Origin of the sequence: Pseudoalteromonas rhizosphaerae, from assembly GCF_902498845.1 — a bacterium.
Taxonomy (GTDB): Bacteria; Pseudomonadota; Gammaproteobacteria; order Enterobacterales; family Alteromonadaceae; genus Pseudoalteromonas; species Pseudoalteromonas rhizosphaerae.
The window spans coordinates 159042-183460 of record NZ_CABVLM010000003.1 but is presented as its reverse complement, the minus strand read 5'-3'; the positions used below and the strand labels follow the sequence as shown (position 1 = coordinate 183460).

At 40.2% G+C, this 24419-nt stretch carries 17 protein-coding genes; 13 read left to right on the top strand and 4 right to left on the bottom strand.

The window, feature by feature from the left end:
* Positions 1 to 275: 275 nt before the first annotated feature.
* Entirely contained in the window at positions 276 to 605 is a 330-nt protein-coding gene (locus PSR9079_RS06130) for a hypothetical protein (RefSeq protein ID WP_149980774.1), read from the bottom strand.
* A 29-nt stretch (positions 606 to 634) separates the two neighbouring features.
* A complete protein-coding gene (gene mnmC / locus PSR9079_RS06125) occupies positions 635 to 2659 on the bottom strand; it encodes a bifunctional tRNA (5-methylaminomethyl-2-thiouridine)(34)-methyltransferase MnmC2/FAD-dependent 5-carboxymethylaminomethyl-2-thiouridine(34) oxidoreductase MnmC1 (protein WP_149980773.1) in 2025 nt (674 codons plus the stop codon).
* A gap of 177 nt (positions 2660 to 2836) precedes the next feature.
* On the opposite strand from mnmC, the gene fabB reads away from it, so the two are divergent.
* The 10 genes from fabB (at position 2837) to purF (ending at position 17267) form a co-directional block, all read left to right on the top strand.
* Entirely contained in the window at positions 2837 to 4048 is a 1212-nt protein-coding gene (fabB, locus tag PSR9079_RS06120) for a beta-ketoacyl-ACP synthase I (RefSeq protein WP_145241506.1), read from the top strand.
* A 110-nt stretch (positions 4049 to 4158) separates the two neighbouring features.
* Positions 4159 to 5277 carry a 4-phosphoerythronate dehydrogenase gene (locus PSR9079_RS06115; protein ID WP_149980772.1) on the top strand — a complete coding sequence of 373 codons (1119 nt, stop codon included), beginning with the start codon at positions 4159 to 4161 and terminating at the stop codon, positions 5275 to 5277.
* Positions 5278 to 5328: 51 nt separating this feature from the next.
* The gene (locus tag PSR9079_RS06110) at positions 5329 to 6345 is read left to right on the top strand and encodes an aspartate-semialdehyde dehydrogenase (RefSeq protein ID WP_149980771.1); all 1017 of its coding nucleotides are present in this window, start codon (positions 5329 to 5331) and stop codon (positions 6343 to 6345) included.
* 323 nt (positions 6346 to 6668) lie between these two features.
* Positions 6669 to 11216, top strand: a complete 4548-nt coding sequence (locus PSR9079_RS06105) for a FimV/HubP family polar landmark protein (RefSeq protein ID WP_149980770.1) — start codon at positions 6669 to 6671, stop codon at positions 11214 to 11216.
* Positions 11217 to 11394: 178 nt separating this feature from the next.
* The gene (gene truA / locus PSR9079_RS06100; RefSeq protein ID WP_149980769.1) at positions 11395 to 12189 is read left to right on the top strand and encodes a tRNA pseudouridine(38-40) synthase TruA; all 795 of its coding nucleotides are present in this window, start codon (positions 11395 to 11397) and stop codon (positions 12187 to 12189) included.
* A gap of 160 nt (positions 12190 to 12349) precedes the next feature.
* The gene (gene accD / locus PSR9079_RS06095; RefSeq protein WP_145241496.1) at positions 12350 to 13225 is read left to right on the top strand and encodes an acetyl-CoA carboxylase, carboxyltransferase subunit beta; all 876 of its coding nucleotides are present in this window, start codon (positions 12350 to 12352) and stop codon (positions 13223 to 13225) included.
* Between the two features lie 25 nt (positions 13226 to 13250).
* The gene (gene folC / locus PSR9079_RS06090; RefSeq protein WP_149980768.1) at positions 13251 to 14516 is read left to right on the top strand and encodes a bifunctional tetrahydrofolate synthase/dihydrofolate synthase; all 1266 of its coding nucleotides are present in this window, start codon (positions 13251 to 13253) and stop codon (positions 14514 to 14516) included.
* 11 nt (positions 14517 to 14527) lie between these two features.
* Entirely contained in the window at positions 14528 to 15166 is a 639-nt protein-coding gene (locus tag PSR9079_RS06085) for an SPOR domain-containing protein (protein WP_149980767.1), read from the top strand.
* Between the two features lie 61 nt (positions 15167 to 15227).
* Complete coding sequence (locus PSR9079_RS06080; protein WP_054206292.1) at positions 15228 to 15722, top strand: CvpA family protein; 495 nt, start codon at positions 15228 to 15230, stop codon at positions 15720 to 15722.
* 18 nt (positions 15723 to 15740) lie between these two features.
* Positions 15741 to 17267 (top strand): amidophosphoribosyltransferase, encoded by a 1527-nt coding sequence (purF, locus tag PSR9079_RS06075; protein WP_145241490.1) that lies wholly within the window; start codon positions 15741 to 15743, stop codon positions 17265 to 17267.
* 114 nt (positions 17268 to 17381) lie between these two features.
* On the opposite strand, the gene PSR9079_RS06070 is transcribed toward purF, so the two are convergent.
* Complete coding sequence (locus tag PSR9079_RS06070; protein ID WP_145241488.1) at positions 17382 to 17981, bottom strand: Yip1 family protein; 600 nt, start codon at positions 17979 to 17981, stop codon at positions 17382 to 17384.
* Positions 17982 to 18396: 415 nt separating this feature from the next.
* Here PSR9079_RS06070 and miaE point away from each other — a divergent pair, with 415 nt between their 5' ends.
* The 3 genes from miaE (at position 18397) to PSR9079_RS06055 (ending at position 23506) form a co-directional block, all read left to right on the top strand.
* Positions 18397 to 19167: a tRNA isopentenyl-2-thiomethyl-A-37 hydroxylase MiaE gene (miaE, locus tag PSR9079_RS06065; RefSeq protein WP_149980766.1), complete on the top strand. Its 771-nt coding sequence runs from the start codon at positions 18397 to 18399 to the stop codon at positions 19165 to 19167.
* 198 nt (positions 19168 to 19365) lie between these two features.
* Positions 19366 to 21591, top strand: a complete 2226-nt coding sequence (locus PSR9079_RS06060; RefSeq protein WP_149980765.1) for an EAL domain-containing response regulator — start codon at positions 19366 to 19368, stop codon at positions 21589 to 21591.
* Positions 21584 to 23506 carry a sensor histidine kinase gene (locus PSR9079_RS06055; RefSeq protein ID WP_149980764.1) on the top strand — a complete coding sequence of 641 codons (1923 nt, stop codon included), beginning with the start codon at positions 21584 to 21586 and terminating at the stop codon, positions 23504 to 23506. The genes PSR9079_RS06060 and PSR9079_RS06055 overlap by 8 nt, the downstream gene beginning before the upstream one ends.
* A 92-nt stretch (positions 23507 to 23598) precedes the next feature.
* On the opposite strand, the gene PSR9079_RS06050 is transcribed toward PSR9079_RS06055, so the two are convergent.
* Positions 23599 to 24378, bottom strand: coding sequence for a substrate-binding periplasmic protein (locus tag PSR9079_RS06050; protein WP_149980763.1), 780 nt, complete (start codon positions 24376 to 24378; stop codon positions 23599 to 23601).
* Positions 24379 to 24419: the final 41 nt, after the last annotated feature.

The window sequence follows — 24419 nt, the reverse complement described above, 5'->3', positions numbered from 1 at the left end:
TTTTACATTTAATACTTAAACAACCCAAGTTTAGCAACAATGCCTTTTTCAAGATCATTGAGCTGCTTAACTGTCTTATCAAGATGATCCGCTTGTTGGGCAGGCGATTACCTTCTAACATCGGAAATAAATTAGGGTATTTAAGATAGTGATCACCTTTAAGCCATTAGCTTCGGGTCTCACGGTATCGGGCCTCGTTTTGCTTTGGTGCTTTTGCTATAAGCTTAACAATTTGTTTTATGCATACGTATTCAGATCAGTTCGCCGTCAAGCGATTATGGTTGCGTGATCATAATCGCTATTTCGGTTTGGTAGTCACGAGCATATAAGCTGATCCGCACGGTTTTCTTGTCGATGGTATAAAACAACGTTCGGCGTTTATTATCACCGGTAATAAGCTCAGCCTTACCTAAAGCTTGTTGATAAAAAGCACTCACTTGTGTAATCGACTGAGCAACATAGCCAGTTTGTATCAGTGGGTAGTCATCGGCAATTTGTAATGAGTACTTAAAATCAGCTGGTAGCGGAACGCTGTCTAAATTTGCAGCGCAAGTCAGTGAGGTTAGGCTTATTGCTAACATCAGTGGTGTTATTATTTTTATCATATTGGTTCCTACTCGCTATTTTTGCTAAATTAAATTTTATTTCGAATTAAATCTCTTACAATAAAGCGGGCTGGGTGAATCGCTTGGCTTACTCGTTCACTCAAAGGCTGTGGTTCATTGTTAAGTGCAGCAACTAATTGTTCTGCACACAGGGGCGCACTGCATAAGCCACGAGCCCCAAAGCCTGTGAGTATGTGTAGTCCTTGTTGTGGTTTTTGTAAGGATTGATATTGATAGCGTTTCCCTGCGCGTAAATTGGCAAACGCGTGAATATAATCACTTTGCTGCGGCCATTCTCCGGCCATAGGGAGGTGATCAATAAAACTACAACGTACAGCAGCTTTAGCTGCCGTGATCTCACCTAGACTATTGGCAAAGTCGGTTTGTCCATAAAAGTGAAGCAGTTGCTCGCGATTTGTTTGATTGTCTTGGTCTTTGACTGCGCGGCTTTTTGAGTTTTTCTCGAATGTTGCGCCCATACAGTGATGGTCTAAATAAGCAGGAGTAAAGTAGCCTTTATGACATAGCACGGTTTTTAGTTTACGTGATGCAGGACTTGCTTGTACATGGGATACTTGACCACGCACGCCAACAATTGGCAGAGCCTGAGTTTGTACAAAACGGTCGCTGTGCTCACCAGCACATACAATAACGTCACTAAATGGGCCAAACTGTTGCCCTTGGCTGAATAGCAGCCAGCCTTGCGGGGTTTTCTCAAGCTGTTCGATATCACAATTAAAATGGCTTTTAATTGGTTTGAGTTTATGGGCTTGTTGGAACAGAGCGCTCACTAATTGTGGTGGGTTAACCCATCCACCTAACGGGAAATATACGCCAGAGTAGCCTGTACTTACACCGGCAATTTCATCACCTTGCTCAGGCGTTATGCCGTGCATGAGTTCATCTGGCCACAGCTGTTTATGTTCAATATTTTGATGGCGCTCAACTAAGGGTTGTTTGATCGCGTGTTGTAATACGCCACACCATTGATGATCATAGTGAAAGCCATTCTCAGTGAGTTGCTGATAAAGTCGTTTCGCATATAAAAAACTGTGCGCAAAAAGCTCACTGTGCGGGGAGTTTTTTGCTTGTAAGTGCGGATAAATCGCACCTTGCACATTATGAGATGCGCCCATCGCGAGTTGGGGATCTTGGCAAAAAAGTTGGCTGTTAACCCCACGTTTCGCCAAGCTATATAAAATAGCGCTGCTGGCTATCCCTCCGCCAATGACAGCAACGTTTTTAAGTGAACTTTGCTGATGAGCCAGATAAGGTGACGCCGATTGTGCTTGGTTAGCATGGGCTAAAGAACCAATCAGCATTTCATTTTTTTTGCCATGACCTTTGATTTTTTGTACCGCAAACCCTGCATCAGCAAGACCTCTACGTACAACACCTGCAACCGTAAAGGTTGCAAACGTGGCATTACTACGAGAAATATCCACCATTGAATTAAATAAGGCTGGCTGCCACATTTCGGGATTTTTACTCGGTGCAAAGCCATCTAGATACCATGCATCGATAATACCTGTTTGCGGGTAGCTTATAGCTGCGAGTGATTCTTGCACATCGCCAAAATATAAATCGAGTATAATTCGACCATTATCAAATTCAAGACGATGGCAACCAGCCAAATTAATCGGGTACTTAGCAAGTAACTGTTTACTCAATGGTGCTAAACTAGGCCATACTTGCAATGCCTTTTGCAGATCGTCTGTTTTAATCGGATACTTTTCAAAAGAAATAAAATGTAAGCGCTGCACATTCTGTTGTGCTGAGTTGTGAACTTCTTGGCTTTGATGTTGCCTACTGGTTAGATGATTTTTAAATTGTTGCCATGTATTTAAAAAATTAAGCCCAGTACCAAAACCAGTTTCAGCAATAACGAAATGTGCACGGTCATGATTTTGTAATCGATGAGGCATATTATTTTGTTGATAGAATACATAATCAGACTCAGCTTGGCCATCATCGTTCGAAAAGTAGACATCATTAAAGTTGTCTGCAATAGGTGTACCTAAGTTATTAAAGTGAATTTCAGCGTTTTTAATCATGGCATGCAATTAATGAGTACTTTTTTTCATTATTTTACGTGTTTTCTTTGAAATAGTCTGGCGTTATTTATAAGCTAGAGGTTCAGAGTACAAGTGTACGCTAGAAAGCTGACCACTTCGTTGTAAGTTTCAGCGTAAAATAGAACACAATTTAGTATCAAGCTAAGGTAATTACCCATGAGAAGAGCCGTTATTACGGGCATCGGTGTTGTATCAAGCATCGGTAACAACAAAGAAGAAGTATTAGAATCGTTAAAAACAGGTAAGAGCGGAATCGCTTTTAACCCAGAATTTGCTGAATATAAGTTACGTAGTAACGTATCTGGCAAAATTGATATTGACGTTAAAGAGTTTGTTGATCGTAAAGCAATGCGCTTTATGGGCGATGCCGCTGCGTATTCGTATATCTCAATGGCACAAGCAATTGCAGATTCTGGTTTGTCTGATGATCAAGTATCAAATGAGCGCACGGGTATCATTGTGGGTTCCGGTGGTGGTTCATCTAAATGGCAGGTTGAAGCGGCTGACATTTTACGTGAAAAAGGCGTAAAACGTGTAGGCCCTTATATGGTTCCGCGCACCATGGCCAGCACGACATCGGCATGCTTAGCAACACCATTTAAAATTAAAGGTGTTAACTACTCAATCAGTTCAGCATGTGCAACCTCTGCACACTGTATTGGTAACGCAGTTGAGCAAATCCAATTAGGCAAACAAGACGTTGTTTTTGCCGGTGGCGGTGAAGAGCTTCACTGGACATTGGCAATGGAATTTGACGCAATGGGCGCACTTTCTACTAAATATAACGAAACGCCTGAAAAAGCCTCTCGTACTTATGATGCTAACCGCGATGGATTTGTGATCTCTGGTGGTGGCGGTATTGTTGTTGTTGAAGAACTTGAACATGCGCTTGCACGTGGTGCACACATTTATGCTGAAGTTGTTGGCTATGGCGCAACATCTGATGGCTATGACATGGTTGCACCATCAGGTGAAGGTGCTGCACGTTGTATGCGTCAAGCAATGCAAGGCGTTGACAGCATTGATTATCTAAACACTCACGGTACATCTACACCAGTAGGTGATGTAAAAGAGTTAGGAGCAATTCAAGAAGTATTTGGTGGTAATTCACCGATGATCAGCGCGACTAAAGCAATGACAGGCCATGCACTGGGCGCCGCTGGTGTGCATGAAGCTATTTTCTCACTATTGATGTTAGAGCATAGCTTTGTTGCGCCTTCAATCAATATTGATGAGCTAGATGAACAAGCTGCAGGCTTAAACATTATCACTGAGCGTAAAGACGTTGAACTAAATACTGTTATGTCTAACAGTTTTGGTTTTGGTGGTACTAACGCCACGTTAGTGATGAGTAAATATAAAGGCTAATTAAAAAGCCACATCACAACTAAAAGCCGAGCAACTTGCTCGGCTTTTTCGTTTTCAAAGTCGGCTATGTTCGTTACAATAGCGGCTCTTAGTGCTTACTGGACTTGTTAATGAAAATTCTTGCAGATCAAAACATGCCACTTGTTGAGCAATATTTTGCTGATTTTGGTGAAGTAACGCGTTTTGATGGTCGTACATTACAAAGCGAACAGCTCATTGATGTTGATGTATTATTAACTCGCTCGGTAACCTCAGTAAATGAAGCACTATTAATACATGCTAATAAATTACGCTACGTAGGTACGGCGACAATCGGCGTTGATCATATTGATACTGATTTACTCAAACAACGTGATATTGCATTTACGAGTGCACCTGGTTGTAATGCCGTTGCTGTGGCTGAATACGTGATCAGTAGCTTGTTTGCACTGTGCCAAGAAAATGCCTGCACCTTGGAACACAAAACCATTGGGATTGTCGGAGTGGGCAGTATTGGTAGCTGTTTGCGAGATAAATTAGCTGCGCTTAATGTCACTGTATTAGTATGTGATCCACCTAAGCATGAAGCGGGACAATTAGCCGAGCATACAGATATTGATGAGTTGTTGAGTAATGCGGATATCGTCACTTTCCATGTGCCGTTAGTAACGACCGGTAAACATAGTACCTTGCATTTAATGAACAAAGCGCGTTTAGCAGCGCTTAAACCTGGCACTATTTTGATTAATGCTAGTCGCGGCGATGTGGTTGATAATCATGCTCTACTGGAAATTATGCGCGGTGGTGCCAAGCTCGATGTGGTATTAGATGTATGGGAAAACGAACCTTCTATATTAACTGAATTGCTTGAGTTTGTGCGTTATGCCAGTGTCCATATCGCAGGCCATACCTTAGAGGGTAAAGCACGTGGCACGCAAATGCTCTATGAAAAGTTGTGCGAGCTTAAAGGTTTGCAAACAGGCAAAGCATTAGCTGATTTTTTACCAGTGCCCGCGCTTACCCAAGTTACATTACAAGAAACCTTTAGCGAAGCTGATTTAGGTCAGTTGATCCATCTGGTTTACGATGTGCGTCGTGATGATGGTATTTTACGATGCAACTTAGCAAGTGAAGGGTTTGATAGCTTACGTAAAAACTACCCCATTCGACGTGAATTTAGCACAGTCAAAGTGCTAGGTGCAGGCGCATATTCGCCTTTGCTGCAAGGGCTTGGTTTCGTAGTCGAATAACTTAAAATTTAAACAGCGGCCACAATGGCGGCTGTTAAACGAGGAATACACATGTCACAAAAATATAATGTTGCCGTACTTGGCGCTACAGGTCTTGTTGGTCGCCAAATTATTGAAACGTTAGAAGATCGTAAGTTTCCTGTTGATCAATTATTTTTATTGGCAAGTAGTCGCAGCGCTGGTGAAGATATTAAGTTTCGTGGTGAAACTATTGAAGTGCAGGACGTTGAAGGGTTTGACTTTAGCCAAGCGCATATTGGTTTATTTTCTGCCGGTGGCAGTGTGTCAGAAAAGTACGCGCCTATTGCCGCTGATGCAGGATGTGTAGTAATTGATAACACTTCGCACTTTAGAAATGATTTTGAAATACCACTGGTTGTGCCAGAAGTAAATGCAGCAAGCCTCGCTGATTTTAGAAATCGCAATATCATTGCTAATCCTAATTGCTCAACCATTCAAATGATGGTGGCATTAAAACCTATTTATGATGCATACGGCATCGACCGTATCAACGTATCTACTTATCAAGCAGTATCGGGTGCAGGCAAAAAAGCGGTTGATGAACTTGCAAAACAAACTGCTAATTTAATGAATGCACGCCCTGTAGATAGCGAAATATTTCCAAAGCAGATGGCGTTTAATGTTATCCCACAAATTGATGTTTTTGAAGATAACGGTTACACCCGTGAAGAAATGAAGCTGGTTAACGAAACCCATAAAATTCTGGGTGATACCACAATTGCTGTTAATCCGACGTGTGTGCGAGTTCCGGTATTTTTTGGTCACTCAGAAGCGATTAACATTGAAACACGTATGCCGTACGACTTTGAACATGTAAAACAGTTACTTAATGACGCGCCAGGGCTTGAACTTATAGAAGACGAAGGGGATTACCCAACCCCGGTTACAGATGCAAGTGGTAATGACACTGTGTATGTAGGGCGCTTACGTCAAGATATCTCACATCCGCATGGTTTAAATATGTGGGTCGTAAGTGATAATACCCGAAAAGGGGCCGCAACGAACAGCGTACAAATAGCTGAAGAGTTGATAGCGAACTACCTTTAATTAAAAGTAAGAAAAGCGGCAGTTTGTCGCTTTTTTATTTTTTAACTGCCAAATAATTGCCGCATAGCTGCTAAAAGCGTATAAACTTAATCTTAACGATAAAAAATTCTTCCAGCTGATAAAGTTTAAGCTATTACGTATCAAAGTGTTGCGATGGATATTAAGCCGCAACTGGTTTATAGTTTGCAACTGGAATAGAGCTTGCTAGAAAGACTTAATTAACTATTTATTTATTTATGTTCATTATTTCTGCAAGAAATAATCAATGTTTAAGCGTCTAATTTAATGGCGCTGCGTTAACATTTAAACATTAAAGGATCAGCATGCGCGGTTTAGCTACACTCCTCTTATTAGCGTCTGCATTGGTGGTAACACCGATATACTCCCAAGACGGCAGCCAACTTAAAGGCCCTAAAGGCGTTGATTATGGCGTTCAAGGGCGTTCTATTGGGCCAATAAAGCCAACCGATACGCTATGGCGTATTGCTGCAAAAGTGCGACCAGATAACTCGGTCAGTATTTATCAGGTTATGCAGGCTCTATATGAAAAAAATCCGCAATCATTTTTAGATCAAAATCTCAATCATATGCGCGATGGCGCGTATTTAAAAATTCCTACCTTAGCCGATATCCGCGCAGTAAGCCCTGAGCTTGCCAAACAGCGCTCAGAGCAAGATGATGAGCTATGGGAAAAAAAGAAAAATGGCACGCTTACGAACAGCGAAATTACTGCTTCACAAACCAAAGTAACTCAAGCACGCAAAGTGGATGTTGATGAAGCTAAGCAAGAATTAAAACAAGAAATCAACAGCATTAAAACCCAACAGGGCAGTCAGCTTGTTGAATTACAAAAGCAGTTCAAGTCGTCAGTTGATAATGTCGAAGAAATCTTAGTTGAAAACAATAAATTAAAGCAACAGTTAACTGGTGTGTCTAAAGAGCTTGAAAATATTCGTGAGCAACTTGGTAAAGACAGTGAAATTCAACGCCAACTTTCTGAATTGATTGAAAAACAGAACGAAATTATAGAGCAACAACAAGCAAAAAAGCTCGAGGAAACTAGTGAATTTGACTTTGCTGGGCTATTAGCCAATCCGCTAGTTCTTATTTTATTAATGACAATTCCAGCGTTATTGATCATCTTTGCAATCGTGATGTTTTTACGTAAACGTAATAAAGAAGATGAAAGCACCGATGATGACGAATTTTTACCACAAAGCCCTAGTTATACAACAGAGGATGATGTTGACTTAGGACCATCACTTGATCCAATTATTCCAGATCCAGTTCAAGAAGACGATGATGTAAGTATTCAGCTTGATGATCTTGAAAACGATATTTTACCTGATGACGACGATATCATTTTTGATGACAATATTGATGATGCGTTTGAAGATGGTGACAGTTTATTAAATCAAGACGAATTAGATGGCTTACTGAGCGACGACATTGTATTTGCTGATGAAAGTGACGAAGCTAAAGAAGAAAATGATGAACTTGATATCTTCATGCAGCAAGATTTTGATCAAGCAGATGATGATAGCTTAGGCGACGACATTGATTTAGATATTAAAGCCGACAACAATGATGGCGATATTTTAAGTGCAGCAGATCTAGATGATTTATTTGCTAATGACAGCGATGAACCGACTGCTGAATTAGATGACTCGCTTGATTCAGATGATGACTTAGCAGCGCTCAGTGAAGAGTTAGCAGATGAAGGTGATGATTTTGACATTGATGCATTGATTGATGAACAAAGTAGTAATCAATCGACAGATAAGAATGACGGCGATAATGACGAATTTGATTTAGACGATATTGACAGCCTTATTGATGAAGCTGGCGATAAAGCAACTGCAGAGCCAGAGCTGGCTGAAGAAGACGAATTTGATTTAGACGATATTGACAGTTTAATTGATGAAGCTGGCGATAAAGCAACAGCAGAGCCAGAGCTGGCTGAAGAAGATGAATTTGATTTAGACGATATTGACAGCCTAATTGATGAGACTGGCGATAAAGCAACAGCAGAGCCGGAGCTGGCTGAAGAAGATGAATTTGATTTAGACGATATTGACAGCCTAATTGATGAGACTGGCGATAAAGCAACAGCAGAGCCGGAGCTGGCTGAAGAAGATGAATTTGATTTAGACGATATTGACAGCCTAATTGATGAGGCTGGCGATAAAGAAACAGCAGAGCCGGAGCTGGCTGAAGAAGATGAATTTGATTTAGACGATATTGACAGTCTGCTTGATGAAGCTGGCGATAAAGCAGTTGCTGAGCCGGAACTGACTGAAGAAGATGAACTTGATTTAGACGACATTGACAGTCTGCTAGATGAAGGTGATGAGCAAGTAACAAAAGACGCTGTAAAAGCTGCCGCAGAGACTGAACTAGTAGAAGATGATGATGAATTTGATTTAGGTGATATCGATAGTTTATTAGAGGATGCTGCTGAAGAAAAATCGGAACCAGAAGCCGGATCTGCACTTATTGAAGAAGACGATGAATTTGACTTCGGTGATATTGAAAGTTTAACAGATCAAGCACAAAGCACGCAGCTAGATGAAGCTCTTTCTGATTCGATGGAAGAGTTATCGAATGTAGAAGATGAACTAGACGTCGAAGACGTTGAATCTATTGCATCAAGTTTAGTTGACGAATCAGAAGTAACTATTGAACAAGAGCCAGAGCTTGCAGAAGAACCTGAACTTGTAGCAGAACCTGAACTTGTAGAAGAACCAGAGCTTGAAGCAGAGCCAGAGCTTGCAGCAGAGCCAGAGCTTGCAGCAGAGCCAGAGCTTGAAGAAGAACCTGAACTTGTAGAAGAACCAGAGCTTGAAGCAGAGCCAGAGCTTGCAGCAGAGCCAGAGCTTGCAGAAGAACCAGAGCTTGTTGAAGAGCTAGAGCTTGTTGAAGAGCCAGAGCTTGTTGAAGAGCCAGAGCTTGCAGCAGAGCCAGAGCTTGAAGCAGAGCCAGAGCTTGAAGAAGAACCTGAACTTGTAGAAGAACCAGAGCTTGAAGCAGAGCCAGAGCTTGCAGCAGAGCCAGAGCTTGCAGCAGAGCCAGAGCTTGCAGCAGAGCCTGAGCTTTTAGATGAACTTGGATCAGAGCTTGAAGGTTTAGATGATGATTTATTTGCACAAACGAGTGAAGAATCAAGCGACGATTTACTTGATGAAGATGATTTACTTGAAGAATATAATGATCCTTCACTAAAAAGTGTTGATGATTTACTCAATGAACTGCAGCAAGAAGACGATTACGTAGAGCCTCCACAATGGTCTGATGTTGATGAGCTCAACGATGATATCGAAGAAGTTGAAATAGATCTGGGAGATGATCCGCTTGCAGATGAAGAACTCGGTGATGAATTTGATTTAGCACTGGAAGACGAACCTCTTAGCAATGATACAGTAACACCAAGTTTAGAGCTTGATGATTATCCAGAGCTTGAACTCGATGATGAAGAGATTGATAGTGACGCAGAATTAGCCGATGAGACTGAGCTGGAAACGTCAGGATCAGATACTCCAGAGCTGAAGCTTAGTCAAGCTGAGCAAGATCTTGCTAATGCAATGGCGGGAGGCCACGATTTAGATAGTTTAGAGCAAGATTTTGATGATGAATTATTAATCGAAGATGAGCTGATTACTGAAGATGAGTCAGTTGCTGAAGACGAACTAGTTACTGAAGATGAGCCCGTTGCTGAAGACGAACTAGTTACTGAAGATGAAGCAGTTGTTGAAGATGAGCCAGTTGCTGAAGACGAGCCAGTTGTTGAAGACGAACCAGTTGCTGAAGACGAACTAGTTACTGAAGATGAAGCAGTTGTTGAAGATGAGCAAGTTGCTGAAGAAGAGCTGGTTGCAGAAGACGAGCCCGCTGTTGAAGATGAGCCTGTTGTTGAAGACGAGCCAGTTGTTGAAGACGAACTCGTTGATGAAGACGAGCTAGTTGCTGAAGACGACCCCGTTGTTGAAGACGAGCTAGTTGCTGAAAACGAGCCAGTTGTTGAAGACGAGCCAGTTGCTGAAAACGAGCCAGTTGTTGAAGACGAGCCAGTTGCTGAAAACGAGCCAGTTGTTGAAGACGAGCCAGTTGCTGAAGATGAGCCAGTTGCTGAAGACGGGCTAGTTGTTGAAGACGAACCAGTTGCTGAAGACGAGCCAGTTGTTGAAGACGAACCAGTTGCTGAAGACGAACTAGTTACTGAAGATGAAGCAGTTGTTGAAGATGAACTTACAGATGCGTTAGAAGATGAATATCATGGTGATTTCGCGACTGAACTTGAAGATCCACTGGAACAATCGTTGTCAGATGATCAGCTTGATGATGATTTTATGGCTGATCTCACCCAAACAGATTTTGATGCATTGCTTAGTGAGTTGGCTGAACCTGAGTCTTTAGAAATAGATGATAGCAGCGAGTTTGAAGTTGATTTCAATGCGTTACTCAGTGAAGATCTTGCTGCACTTGAAGAGCTTTCAGTACCTGATGATATGCCGTCGGCGGAGCAATTAAGTGAAGACGTGAATACATCAACAAATGAGGACATCGTTGCGGATGAATTTGTCGATATTGATGCTTTGATTGAACAAAGTGATGATACAAGCTTAGATTATGAACCTTATGATGATGTAAATATGGATGTCGGATTAAGTGAGTTTGATGCCTTACTTGCTGGAGATAACCCAACTGATGTGGATGCTGAAAGTGGCGGTTATTCTGCAAAACTTGATTTAGCACGTGCTTATATTGAAATAGGGGATATGGATGCAGCCCTTGACGCTATTGACGAAGTGATAGCAAATGGTCCCGAAGAAGTACAAGAAGAAGCACAAAGCTTAAAAGCAAAATTACTGTAAGTTGTTTCTGCATTTATAGTTAAAACGGGGAGTAAATTTAGTTTACTCGCCGTTTTTTTAGCAATAGAAAAAAGGTCGCTTGGCTACTGTGCGCTTAATTTGTATAGAGTCACTTTTATTGCAGCGTCAGATAGCATAAAATGCCCCGTTCATTAGCACAGTAGGTAAAGCAGTAATTATGCGAGTAGCACTTGGAGTTGAGTACAACGGCGCCCGTTATAGTGGTTGGCAACGTCAATCGCATGTAAATAGCGTACAACAAGAAGTAGAAACCGCGCTTTCGCGTATTTGTAATCATCCAGTTGAAATAGTCTGTGCTGGGCGCACTGATGCCGGCGTGCATGGCACTGGGCAAGTGGTGCATTTTGATACCGATGCTGAACGCGATATGGTTGCATTTACTATGGGTATGAATACCTTGCTACCGAAAGATATTGCTATTCGCTATGCAAAACCGGTGAGTGATGATTTTCATGCACGTTTTAGTGCTACAGCTCGTCGTTATCGTTATGTTATTTACAATAACGCCTTTCGAGGAGCAATATTAAATGAAGGCGTTACGCATTTTCATCATCCACTTGATGAAACTAAAATGCAAGAAGCGTGTCAATATCTATTAGGTGAGCATGATTTTACGTCATTCAGAGCTTTGCATTGTCAAGCGAATACTGCTACACGTACTATTCATCACTTGTCAGTTGAGCGTCAAGGCAGTTATGTGATTATTGATATTAAGGCTAATGCATTTTTACACCACATGGTGCGTAACATTACCGGTTGCTTAACCGATATTGGTATTCATAAGCAGCAACCTGTGTGGCTAAAAGAGTTACTTGATTTAAAAGAGCGAGCCAAAGCCAGTGCGACGGCAAAGGCGGCAGGTTTATACTTAGTTGATGTTGACTATCCGGCGCGGTTTGAAATTCCGTCGACACCACTTGGCCCTTTATTCTTAACGGATGTGAAGGGTTAATTGGTGATAAATTAAACATAACCTTGCAGGCATTTCACTACTAAGACCAGTTTTTTATACCGCCTGTGTGGAATTCATGTTTTAATTGAAAAAATTTGTCTGTCAATAATGATTTGGCAGGAACGCAGCAAAGCACAGAATAGTATTAAGAGAGTTGCAAATGAGTTGGTTAGAAAAAATCCTACCTAAAACAACAAAGTCTTCGGCTCGTAAAGAGATCCCTGAAGGTGTTTGGGCAAAGTGTACAGATTGTGATTCGATTTTATATAAAGCTGAATTAGAAAAATCACTCAATGTATGTCCTAAATGCAATCACCACATGCGTGTGAGTGGCCGTAAACGCCTTGAGCACTTTTTGGATGATGGCGACCGCCAGGAACTTGGCACACAGCACGAACCAAAAGATATTTTAAAGTTTAAAGACTCGAAAAAATATTCAGATCGTATTGCCGCCGCACAAAAATCAAGTGGCGAAAAAGACGCATTAGTCGCGATGAAGGGACGCTTAAAAGGCATTCCAGTGGCCGCCGTCGCATTTGAATTCTCATTTATGGGTGGGTCAATGGCATCGGTTGTTGGCGCACGTTTTGTGGATGCTGTTGATCAGTGTTTAGAGCATAACATGCCGCTAATTTGCTTCTCCGCTTCAGGTGGCGCACGTATGCAAGAGGCACTAATGTCGCTTATGCAAATGGCTAAAACCAGTGCTGCACTTGCTAAGATGAGCGAACAAGGCTTACCGTTTATCTCAGTAATGACTGACCCAACTATGGGCGGTGTATCAGCATCATTAGCTATGCTAGGAGATATCAACGTGGCGGAGCCAAAAGCATTAATCGGCTTTGCGGGTCCTCGTGTAATTGAACAAACTGTGCGCGAAACCTTACCTGAAGGCTTCCAACGCAGTGAATTTCTACTCGAGCATGGTGCCATCGATATGATTATTGATCGCCGTGAAATGCGTGACACACTTGCCCGCATACTAGCTAAATTTATGAACTTGCCTTCTACGGAACAAGAGCATAGAGTAGCGTAAATTTCAGCTTTACTGATTACACGCTATGACAAAAAATCTTCCTAGCCAATCATCAAGCCTTGATGATTGGCTTTGTTATTTAGAAAGTGTTCACCCAGCAAATATTGCCATGGGTTTAGAACGCGTTGCCAAAGTTGCCAATACCATTGGTTTACTAGATAGCCCAAGTAAAATTATTCTAATAGCCGGCACCAATGGCAAAGGCACCACTGCCCGATGTTTAGAATCACTGCTGCTTGCCCAAGGTTATTCGGTTGGTACCTATGCCTCTCCTCATTTAATTCATTATAACGAGCGAGTGCGCATTAATGGCGCTGAGCTTGATGATCAATTTCATGTTGATGCGTTTGACTTGCTCGAGCAAGGCCGCGGTGACACGCCACTGACTTATTTTGAGTATGGCACCTTAGGCGCACTGGCTATTTTTAAACGCCATAGCGTTGATTATGTGCTGTTAGAAGTGGGTTTAGGTGGGCGTTTCGATGCTACCAATATTGTTACTCCATTTGCCAGTGTGATCACCACCATAGATCTAGATCATAAAGAGTACCTTGGTGATACGCGAGAGCTTGTGGGTTATGATAAAGCAGGGATCTTCCGTACTGGCACACCTGCCATTGTCGGCGATTTAAATATACCGCACACAGTCACCGACTACGGTCATGAAATTAACGCGGTGATGCATTTATCAGGGCGAGACTTTATATTTAAAGAGCATGCGCAAAGTTTTAGTTGGCAATATCAAGCCCATCACTTTGAGTTTGCTAAACCATCAATCCCATGCCAAAACGCGGCAACGGCACTAACCACATTAGCTGTGTTAGATTTATTACCTAGTGAGGCAGTGATCCGTGATTGTTTAGCTAATTTAGTTGTTGAAGGGCGTTTTCAGCAACTAAGCAGCAAACCTATGGTCTATACTGATGTGGCACATAATGCTGAATCTGCACGCTATTTAGCTAAAAAGTTAGCTAACCTGCAAGATCAAGGCTTTAAAGTTCATGCGTTAGTCGCTATGCTGGCTGATAAAGACAAAGTCGCTGTATTAAATGAAGTTAGCCCGGTAGTTGATGCGTGGTGTTTAGCCGGACTTAATTGCTTTCGTGGCGATAAAGTAGAGAATTTAGCTAAATCCATGGATAATGTGCATACAAGCGCGCCAATTGAAAAATATCAAACAGTTGCAGACGCATTGGATGGTGTGTTGCCACAGCTTGATGAGAAGACGGTGTTAATCATATTTGGCTCCTTCTTAACTGTTGCAGCTGCTATCAATTATTGGAAAAAATAGAGAGGAATCAGGTGAACTCAGGCTTTATAAATCGTTTAGTCGGCACAACTATTGTGGTGATTGCAGCTATCGTGTTTATTCCTAATATTCTTGATGGCGAAAAAGTACATTACAAAGAAGGCTTTAAAGCCATTCCGGAACGTCCTGAGTTCACAACTATTGACTTGCAAGATTCAATAGATGATCAAGTGGCTAACGCACAACAGCCAAACGAAGAGCCTGAGGAAGATATATTGCCAGATGATGACCTACTCTCAAGTTCCTCTGATGCGGTTGAAGAGACGACGCTAGTAGCGAAAAAAATGGTTGAAGCATCGACTGAGCAAACTACTGTAGCAACGACTACAGCACAACCTGTTGAAAAAAAGTCTGAGCCATCACGTAAGCCTGAAGAAAATTTATCGAAAATGGCATATGTAATTCAGTTGGGGAGCTTTTCGCATAGTGCGAATGTAAAATCGCTACAAGCTAAACTAAGTGACAAAGGGTTTAAAACCTTTACCCGTCCAGTTAAAACACCAAATGGTACTTTAACCAAAGTTTTTGTGGGTCCGTCGCTTGATAAAGCCCAGCTTGAGAGCAAACTCCCTGAATTAAAAGCACTTACTAAACTTAACGGAAAAGTTACCCAATTTGAAGTAGCAAAATGATCTGGCATTTAGTGCTGACCTCTTATAGAATGCGCCCCAAATTAACGACTAGTTGGTTCATATGATCTGGGTTGATTACGCCATCTTTGGCATTATTGCACTGTCTACTATTATCGGTTTAATTCGTGGCTTTATAAAAGAAGCAATGTCTTTGGCTGTGTGGGCTGGCGCATTTATCATATCTAGCTTGTTTTACCAATATTTAGCATCATTCCTAACAAGTATTTCTGAACCCCTTTTAAGAAATGCAGCGGCCATTGCCATATTATTCTTTGCGACGCTATTGTTAGGCGGATTGTTAAACTACCTTCTAGGTGAACTTGTACAACGTACTGGTTTGTCTGGCACAGACCGTGTCTTCGGCATTGTCTTTGGTGCACTTCGTGGCGTGTTGGTCGTGAGCGCGTTACTCTTCTTTCTTGATGCTTTTACTGGTGCACCCAATACGCACTGGTGGGGTAACTCTATTTTGATCCCAGAATTTGGCTTTGTTGTTGAGTGGTTTTTTTCATACCTCGAAAATAACTCTAGCTTTTTAAATTCGGTCAACCGTTAATCGGCGAGGAAAAATTTCATGTGTGGTATCGTTGGAATAGTCGGAACATCTCCTGTAAATCAGGCGATTTATGATGGCTTAACTGTTTTGCAACACCGTGGTCAAGATGCCGCGGGCATCATTACCATTGAAAACAACACCTTTAGTTTACGCAAAGCAAATGGCTTAGTGAAAGATGTATTTCACACCCGTCATATGAAGCGTTTACAAGGCACTATTGGTATCGGCCATGTACGCTATCCGACAGCAGGTTCTTCTAGCTCGTCTGAAGCGCAGCCGTTCTATGTTAACTCACCGTTCGGTATTGCTTTAGCACACAACGGTAACTTAACCAATGCAGAGCAGCTTAAAGAGCAATTGTTCTGTGAAGCACGTCGCCACGTTAACACAACCTCAGATTCTGAAATTTTACTTAACATCATGGCTCATGAATTAAGTAAACCAAATAAACTACATCTTGACCCTGAAGATATTTTTAATGGTATCACCGAAGTTATAAATAAAGTTCAAGGCGGTTATGCCACCATCGCTATGGTAATTGGCCATGGTATTATCGCGTTTCGTGACCCAAATGGTATTCGTCCATTAGTGTTTGGTAAACGTGAAACTGCAAATGGCACCGAGTATATGTTTGCCTCTGAAAGCGTTGCGTTAAAAACCGATGGTTTTGAATTTGTGCGTGATGTCGCTCCTGGTGAAGCGATATATGTTACTGAAGGCGGTGAGTTTTACTCACAAACATGCGCAGATAAAGTATCTTATTCGCCATGTATCTTTGAATTTGTTTACTTTGCACGTCCAGACTCAAATATCGATCGCATGTCTGTTTACGCTACACGTGTAAATATGGGCACTAAGCTTGGCGAAAAAATTGCTCGCGAATGGGCTGATAAAGATATTGATGTTGTTATTCCAATCCCAGAAACATCATGTGATGTGGCATTGGAAATCGCCCGCGTACTTAATCTGCCATATCGCCAAGGGTTTGTTAAAAACCGTTACATTGGCCGTACGTTTATCATGCCTGGTCAGGAAATGCGTAAAAAGTCAGTACGTCAAAAGCTCAATGCAATTGACCGTGAGTTTAAAGGTAAAAACGTATTACTAGTTGATGACTCGATTGTACGTGGCACTACTTCAGCACAAATTGTTGAAATGGCGCGTGAGTCTGGTGCTAAAAACGTTTACTTTGCTTCTGCTGCACCTGAAATTCGCTTTCCGAACGTGTATGGTATTGATATGCCATCTGCGGCTGAGTTGATTGCCCATGGACGTGAAGTTGAAGATATCAATGCAAGCATTGGCTCTGATGGTTTGATTTTCCAATCGTTACCTGATTTGATTGCTGCCGTAGCGCAGGAAAACCCAGAAATTACACGATTTGAAACATCAGTATTTGATGGCCAATATATTACCGGTGGTATCGATCAGAATTATTTGAATCGTATTGAACAGCTGCGTAATGATTCGGCAAAAAGTAGTCGTGAAAGTGCCATGTCTTCTGGTTTAGAGTTACATAATCAAGAAGAAAACGGCTCAGATTAATCTCTGCCTAGCGAAATAAAAAAGGAGCTAAATTTAGCTCCTTTTTTGCGAAGGAAAGAAAATAATAACACTACTATATACTACATTTTACAGCTTCTAACGTTGAACTAGGTATCATGTAAAGGTTGGACTGACGATACCGTTGGTCCACAATATGGCGGTGACAGCTAAAATAATCACCAGTAAAATTAGTCCGCAAGTTACCACAGAGCTTGCGTAAATAAAGCCACGCTCTTGCGGTATATGCATCAAAATGGGCACACCGGTATACAGCAAGTAGACCGAATAGCCTAAAGCGACCAAACCCACACATACAACAAACCATAGTTCTGGCCAAAATGCCGCTAGTGCAGACATAAATACTGGTGTTGAAGTATACGCTGCAAGTTCTAAGGTTTGGGTAAAGGTTGGTTCTGCACCAAAAGTAACAGCCATCCAATGTGCTAAATAAGCCAGCGCAAACACACCTACAATTAAAGCGCCATACATAGCTGCAGCAATCAGTATTGCACTATCGTGGGTTAAAAATACCGGATTACCAGCCCCGATACTCCAGCCCAAATAAACTGATGAGTAATAACCCATTGCAGATGGAAACAACGCTATCAGTAATATATGTGATAGGCTATATGTTAAGCTCTCGTGGCGGTTATCTATTGTTTGCCACTCTTCGAGTGGATGGGCATATATGCCCCAAAGATGGTTTAGTATCATAATTGTGTGCCCCATGAAAAGGAATTATACCAATCGTGTTAAGTTACTGACCATTTATAGCGACAGATAAATACAGTGATAACAAGGCGTAAATTTTGACATGTAGTTGTTCTACTTGAAAAAATTATAACGCAGTTAGCGCTTTATTTAGCTCGCTAGAATGGTTAAATATTTAAGTCGATTGGTATTAGTTCGCTGTTTTATTTTTATACAGCTTGTATTAAGTTATGGTTCAGTAATGGGGTCTTGTCAAGAAACACCAATGAGAGACGAAAGCAAAAAAAATCAGCGGGGATATATTTAACTAGAGTTCGGGTTATTTAATTAATCAAACCCCCAGCTTTGTTTTATTATCAGTCATTTTTCATGATAAAATCATTTTCTTAATGATAGATACTAATGAGCAACTCCCTTCGTGCCACATAGCCAACTTTTAGAACCGATTAAGCAATTTTTACGTTGTGAAACCCCTTTAGGGTGGATTGATGAAGCCACTAAAAAAGAAAACCTAGCGGTTATTTTAATTGATCATCTCATCTGTGAGCTTAAAGCCGCGCAATCTGCGATGTTTTTAATTCGTAAATATGCCGTGGATAAACAAAGCAGCGATGCCTTGCTTGAGTGGCTAAAGCCGTTTGAAACGCTTATTTACAAACGCGAAGGGAATTGGCGCGATCTTGCGGCTAAAAACAAACTGACTAAAGCAGTGATCCCAAAATCTGATTCAGCTTATGGGCAAGATTTGGTTGATAAAATGGTGATGTTGATCAAAGAAGAGCTGCACCACTTTTATCAAGTATTAGAGATCATGGATGAGTACGGTATTGAGTATCAAAGTATTACGCCGTGTCGTTATGCTAAGGGTATGCTAAGACATGTAAAAACCTTTGAGCCAGATGCACTGGTCGATAAGCTCATAGTCGGTGCTTACATCGAAGCTCGTTCGTGCGAACGTTTTGCTGCGCTTGCACCTCATGTTGATAAGCGTTTAGGTGATTTTTATATTTCGTTATTGCGCTCAGAAGCACGCCACTATCAAGACTATTTAACTCTTGCCCAAGAAATTGCTGGTTTTGATATTACCGAGCGGGTTAAAGAGTTTGGTGAAATTGAAGCGCAGTTAATTACATCTTTTGATGACGATTTTAAGTTTCACAGTGGTACGCCGGTAAATAAAAGCGCTTAACCAACACCAACATGTGCTGCAGCTTTTCAAATCATGCTGTAGCACATACTTTATTATCAAAAGTGTTTTTAAATTAGACACATCAAAAACTCTCACCTAATATTTAAAGCAAGTTAAATTTTTATTTATCAGTTATTTTATTGCGTTGCAATGAATTGTGAATGAAAGGTATTGCTATTATTATTTTGGTGGGTATATATGGATGAAAAAGAGGGATTATTTGTATTTTCTGCTGAGGAAGAGTTAGTAAATACTGACCTTAAAGTATGGAAAATTCTAACCGTTGAGGATGATCTCGATTATCAACATGCATTAGTTAATAGCTTAAAAGCATTAAAGGCCAAAGAAGGCTACAAATATGAGTTATTAGCGGCCAACTCAGTACCAGAAGCTGCGCTTGCTTTAAGTATGCACCCAGATATAGCACTTGTTTTTATCGATGTGGTTATGGAAGAAGATGACTCCGGACTGCGTTTGGTAAATACCATCAGAGAAGTGATTGGCAACGCTGAAATGCGTATCGTGTTACTAACAGGGCAGCCCGGTTTCGCCCCTGAAACCGATGTGATGAAAATGCTCGATATTGATGAGTACTGGAATAAGTCTGACATTTCTGCGCAAAAGCTTGAATCAATCGTTAATAGTAATATGCGAACTTGGCAATATATTTCGCAAATAACAGCCGCTAAACAAGGTTTGCAACTTGTGCTTGATGCATCAAGGAGCATTAATAGCAAACATGATATGGGCTCATACTCAGCTGCCGTGCTGCAAGAACTAAGCAATATTTTAAAAATATCCGAGGGAGGCGGGATCCTTTGTTCAAGCAACCTTGATAAAGGCGACAATGCAATGATCCTCACTACCAACGGCTGCTTTAATGGTATGAAAGGACAAAAAGTAGATAGCAATTTACTGGCCGATATGTACGATGACTTCCAGCTAGCGATTCAAGAGAAACGTCATGTGTTTTCAAATCAGCATAGTATCTTCTTCTTCCCAGCAACCATTGCTGAAGGCACGCACTATATTACCTTGGTAAAATCAGATAATCCCATTAGTGAAGAAAACGAATATTTATTGAAAGTATTTAGTGAAAACGTCAGTAGCGGATTTGCTAATATTTCATTATTAAATAGATTAACCGAGCTTGCCTATACCGATGTTTCATTAAACTTACAGAATAGAAACTGGTTAACTCGCGAAATTAAAAATATGAACGTATATGAAAAATCCAAAATGCGTTTAATTATTTTTGATATTTATCAGTTTGATGAAAAAGCATTTACCTTTGGTTATGATTTTTGTAAAAAAATCATAAAACTGGTACATAAAAGTATTGTAGATGTTTTTTCAATATATGACCCCAGAATTGCGATTATTAGTAATAGTAGCTTTGGCATGCTCATTAATGTTGATTTTGATATTACAGATGATATTGCGCGTTTTCATAATAAACAAAAGTACGAAATTGAAAATGTTAAGCAATTTATTGACGTAAGAGTGTTGGAGTTAAAGCTAAGTTGCGCATCAAATATTACTCCCGAAAAAGTAATTAGCCTGGCAGAGTCGAGTTTAAATTACATGCAAGTAACTCAAGCGAAGTTTATTTTGCATACCGATGAGAAAACAGTGGCAATAACAAGGCGCTATGAGTTAATGGCGCGCTTGAGAACGGCTATTAGTACCAAAGAATTGCGTGTCGCTTTGCAACCAAAAATGTGCTTGAAAACATTAAAACCAATTGGTTTTGAAGCGCTAGCTAGATGGCAGTTAGCTGATGGCAGCTTTGTAAATCCTGAAGAGTTTATAGAACTTGCTGAAACAGCTGGTTTAATTAATGAGCTAGATAATGTTATTTTTGAAAAAATACTACAAATAATTAATCAACTTAAAAGTTGTGGCATAAATTTACCCATTGCGTTTAACGCATCATCTTATGACTTGATCGAGCCCTCTTACTTTGAGTCAATCAAAAGTCGGATTGAGGAATATAAAGTATCCCCCTCGATGCTGGAACTTGAAGTGACAGAAACCCAAGCGATCAGTAATTACAACTTTATTAAAGAGGCTTTATCACGATTTATGGCATTGGGTATTAAAGTGAGTATTGATGACTTTGGTACGGGTTATTCATCGTTAGCACATATAAATGAAATACCGTCGAATGCGATAAAAATTGATCGCTACTTTGTCAGCAACCTTGAGCATAATATAAATAATCAATACATGATCAAAATGATCATCAGTCTCGCAAAGCAATTTGATTTTAAAGTTATTGCTGAGGGGGTTGAAAACGAATTTGAGGTGCAATGGTTAAAACAAGCAGGTTGTGAAATGGCCCAAGGTTACTTTTTTGCAAAACCATTATTTTATGACGATTTACTGATTTGGTTAACACAGTTTGATAATGTAAATGACTAAAAAAAACAACTTATTTTACAGCGATAAAAAAGGCGTACTTATAAAGTTGCTGTTTATTTTATTTGTTGCGATATTAATTGGTTGGCTGGTGTATGAGCAGGTTTATCAGTCAAAGGTAACCATAATAAAAGAGCGCCAAGATGAAAAACTGGTGCTTGTGAGTACTGATTTATCTAAAGAGCTAAGCAGTATTAAAAAACTTACTCAGCTGTTAGCAAATGGCCAAGTATTAAAAAGTAATACAGATTTAAATACATTGAGCGCTCAAAAAAGCGACAAACTCATAAATGACTATTTTTTAAATTTTGCTTCTGTATCAACCAATATCTCGCAAATTCGTTGGCTTGAACGCAGTGGTAAAGAACGTTATAGAATTAATTTCAGCAATAAAAAAAGCGAAATTGTTGAGGTATCACAATTACAAAATAAGCAAAATCGTTATTACTTTAAAGAAGGGATGTTAGTTGCACCACCGAATACATTTATTTCAGAAATTGATTTAAATGTTGAACGCGGAAAAGTTGTTATCCCGCATGAGCCAACAATTAGAGTCACTTACAGAACGCCAGCTGATGATTATTTAATAGATGGCTTGTTAGTAGTGAATTTTAATCTGGATTATTTATTTAGTAATATTCGACAATATGATGAAAAAAACACCCAAGTAAATATTCTAAATCATGATGGTTATTGGTTGTATAACAAGGATCCCGCATTACAGTTTGGGTTTATGTATAATCAAGTTAATAACTCGCTAGCAAATAACTCTCCAGCGCTTTGGCAACATATCATTGAACATGACGTACAAAGCACCTCACGTATTTTTCATGACAGTTTATCTACTTTCAGGCGGTTCTCTATTGTTTCATTACGTGAAGCAACACACAGAACAGCAGACTCCGATAAAGAGATTATTATACTTATCGGTAGCCCTAAAGAGCTGCTTTATAATGCAAAAATGACTGCTTTTCAATATGCTGCACTGTGTAGTATTGTTTTATGTATTGTTGGTTTTGGTTTTAGTTACCGTGAATATTTATTCCAACAGCAGTTAATTACTTTATCGTATAAATTACAGCGTGAAAAAGTAGAGTTAGATAGTGTCAACAAACAACTCGATTTAACTATAAGGCAGCAGCAGCAATTACAAGCAAGCTTACTCGAAGCACAAAAATTATCGTCATTGGGATTGTTGGTAGCGGGGGTTGCTCATGAGATGAATACACCCATCGGTGGTGCTATTATCTCTGTGTCTAATGCGGATGTGGCTATTAATAAGTTGAATGAGGCGATGAAAGCAGGATTAACTAAATCGCAATTAGATAAAAGTACACAGAGCATTGAGGAAAATTTAGGGTTAGCTAAAGTTAATTTAAACAAGGCTGCGGTATTAGTTAAAAGTTTTAAAAAAATGGCCATAGATCGTCATAATGATGATGTCATCACATGTAATATAAGAAAAATAACCGAAGATTTACTGATCACCCTCAATTCAAGATTAAAAAACTCAAACATAAAAGTGAAAACCTTAGTTGAAACTGAGCAAGATATAAAAAGCCGACCAGGAATTATTTCCCAAGTGCTAGAAAACCTGATAATGAATGCATTAACCCACGGGTTTGCCAAAAATCAAGTTGGTGAAATTGAAATAAAAATAGCACAAGCGGCTAGTCAATCCATTAAATTAACCATTTCAGATAGCGGTATTGGGATTAAAGAGGATTCTCAACAGTACATCTTTGAGCCTTTTTACACCTCGGCTCGTGGTATTGGTAATACTGGGCTTGGCTTATATATGGTGCACCAATGGGTTACACAAATTTTGCAGGGGGAAATTAAACTACAGTCCAATCCACACTCTGTAGAGCGGTTTAAAACTCAGTTTATTATTATTATACCTAATATCATAAAGTAAAAGCTGGGTTAATGGTGAACTCAGATACCGACTCTAAATTTTAGCGCGGCGAATTCGTTGCTTAGAGTGATAGTTATATAAGTATTTGTGTTTTAACGTTTTAAAAATTGTAGGTATTGCTCAGTCTTAGCCTCTGAAAAGCCATGGCGTAGGAGAACTTGTGCGGCCTCACCATTATTTACAATGGTGTTGAAACCGTTTTCTAATTGTATTAATTGTTGCTTACTTTGCGTAGCAGATTTGGAAAAAATAATATATAGGTAGTGGGATGCTAAATGAGGAGGGATGTATACGATTGACTGTCCTGTTTGTAATTGTGGATGATTGTTTAACCAGTACTCACCGACTTCTTTGGTGCCTGCTACTAAGTCAACGCGGCCAAGCTGTAACACGCGTAAGCTGCTGATCAAGTCATTAGTCGCTGTAATGGCTAAGTTGTGTTCACTACTAAAATCCTCGCTAACTATATAGTTACTACCTTTACTTATACTGTATGGCTGTAACGACGTTAAACTGCCATCGTAGTTTATTTTGCTACTTTTTCGTTTAAATAATCCAGTAAATGAATTTGCTAATGGTCTTGAATAGTGGAATATTTTTTCTCGCTCGGCGCTATAATAAGCCCCTAAAAGAGCTGTTCGCTTATTTTTTTCAAGTAATCTTAGCGCACGAGCCCAAGTTGTAAACTCAATGCTAGCTTCAATATCTTGGCTTGCTAATGCGGTAACAACAATGTCAGCTAACCAACCCTGTTGTGGCAGTTGCTCTGAAAAATACGGGGGAAAAGGCTCGGTAACAAAAAGCCATTTATCTTGGCTGAATGTATGGCTTGCGTAAGGTAAACAAATAAGTATGAAAAATAATTTAAGCATTACGACCAGTATTAAAAAACGAGCAATATCGTAAGCGTAGA

Bases quoted from the DNA above. Each gene is read 5' to 3' on its own strand.
- mnmC (WP_149980773.1), bottom strand. From the start codon at position 2,659: ATGATTAAAAACGCTGAAATTCACTTTAATAACTTAGGTACACCTATT.
- accD (WP_145241496.1), top strand. From the start codon at position 12,350: ATGAGTTGGTTAGAAAAAATCCTACCTAAAACAACAAAGTCTTCGGCT.
- PSR9079_RS06050 (WP_149980763.1), bottom strand. From the start codon at position 24,378: ATGCTTAAATTATTTTTCATACTTATTTGTTTACCTTACGCAAGCCAT.
- PSR9079_RS06110 (WP_149980771.1), top strand. From the start codon at position 5,329: ATGTCACAAAAATATAATGTTGCCGTACTTGGCGCTACAGGTCTTGTT.
- PSR9079_RS06130 (WP_149980774.1), bottom strand. From the start codon at position 605: ATGATAAAAATAATAACACCACTGATGTTAGCAATAAGCCTAACCTCA.
- PSR9079_RS06070 (WP_145241488.1), bottom strand. From the start codon at position 17,981: ATGATACTAAACCATCTTTGGGGCATATATGCCCATCCACTCGAAGAG.
- truA (WP_149980769.1), top strand. From the start codon at position 11,395: ATGCGAGTAGCACTTGGAGTTGAGTACAACGGCGCCCGTTATAGTGGT.
- PSR9079_RS06105 (WP_149980770.1), top strand. From the start codon at position 6,669: ATGCGCGGTTTAGCTACACTCCTCTTATTAGCGTCTGCATTGGTGGTA.
- PSR9079_RS06115 (WP_149980772.1), top strand. From the start codon at position 4,159: ATGAAAATTCTTGCAGATCAAAACATGCCACTTGTTGAGCAATATTTT.
- folC (WP_149980768.1), top strand. From the start codon at position 13,251: ATGACAAAAAATCTTCCTAGCCAATCATCAAGCCTTGATGATTGGCTT.
- fabB (WP_145241506.1), top strand. From the start codon at position 2,837: ATGAGAAGAGCCGTTATTACGGGCATCGGTGTTGTATCAAGCATCGGT.
- purF (WP_145241490.1), top strand. From the start codon at position 15,741: ATGTGTGGTATCGTTGGAATAGTCGGAACATCTCCTGTAAATCAGGCG.
- PSR9079_RS06055 (WP_149980764.1), top strand. From the start codon at position 21,584: ATGACTAAAAAAAACAACTTATTTTACAGCGATAAAAAAGGCGTACTT.
- PSR9079_RS06060 (WP_149980765.1), top strand. From the start codon at position 19,366: ATGGATGAAAAAGAGGGATTATTTGTATTTTCTGCTGAGGAAGAGTTA.
- PSR9079_RS06080 (WP_054206292.1), top strand. From the start codon at position 15,228: ATGATCTGGGTTGATTACGCCATCTTTGGCATTATTGCACTGTCTACT.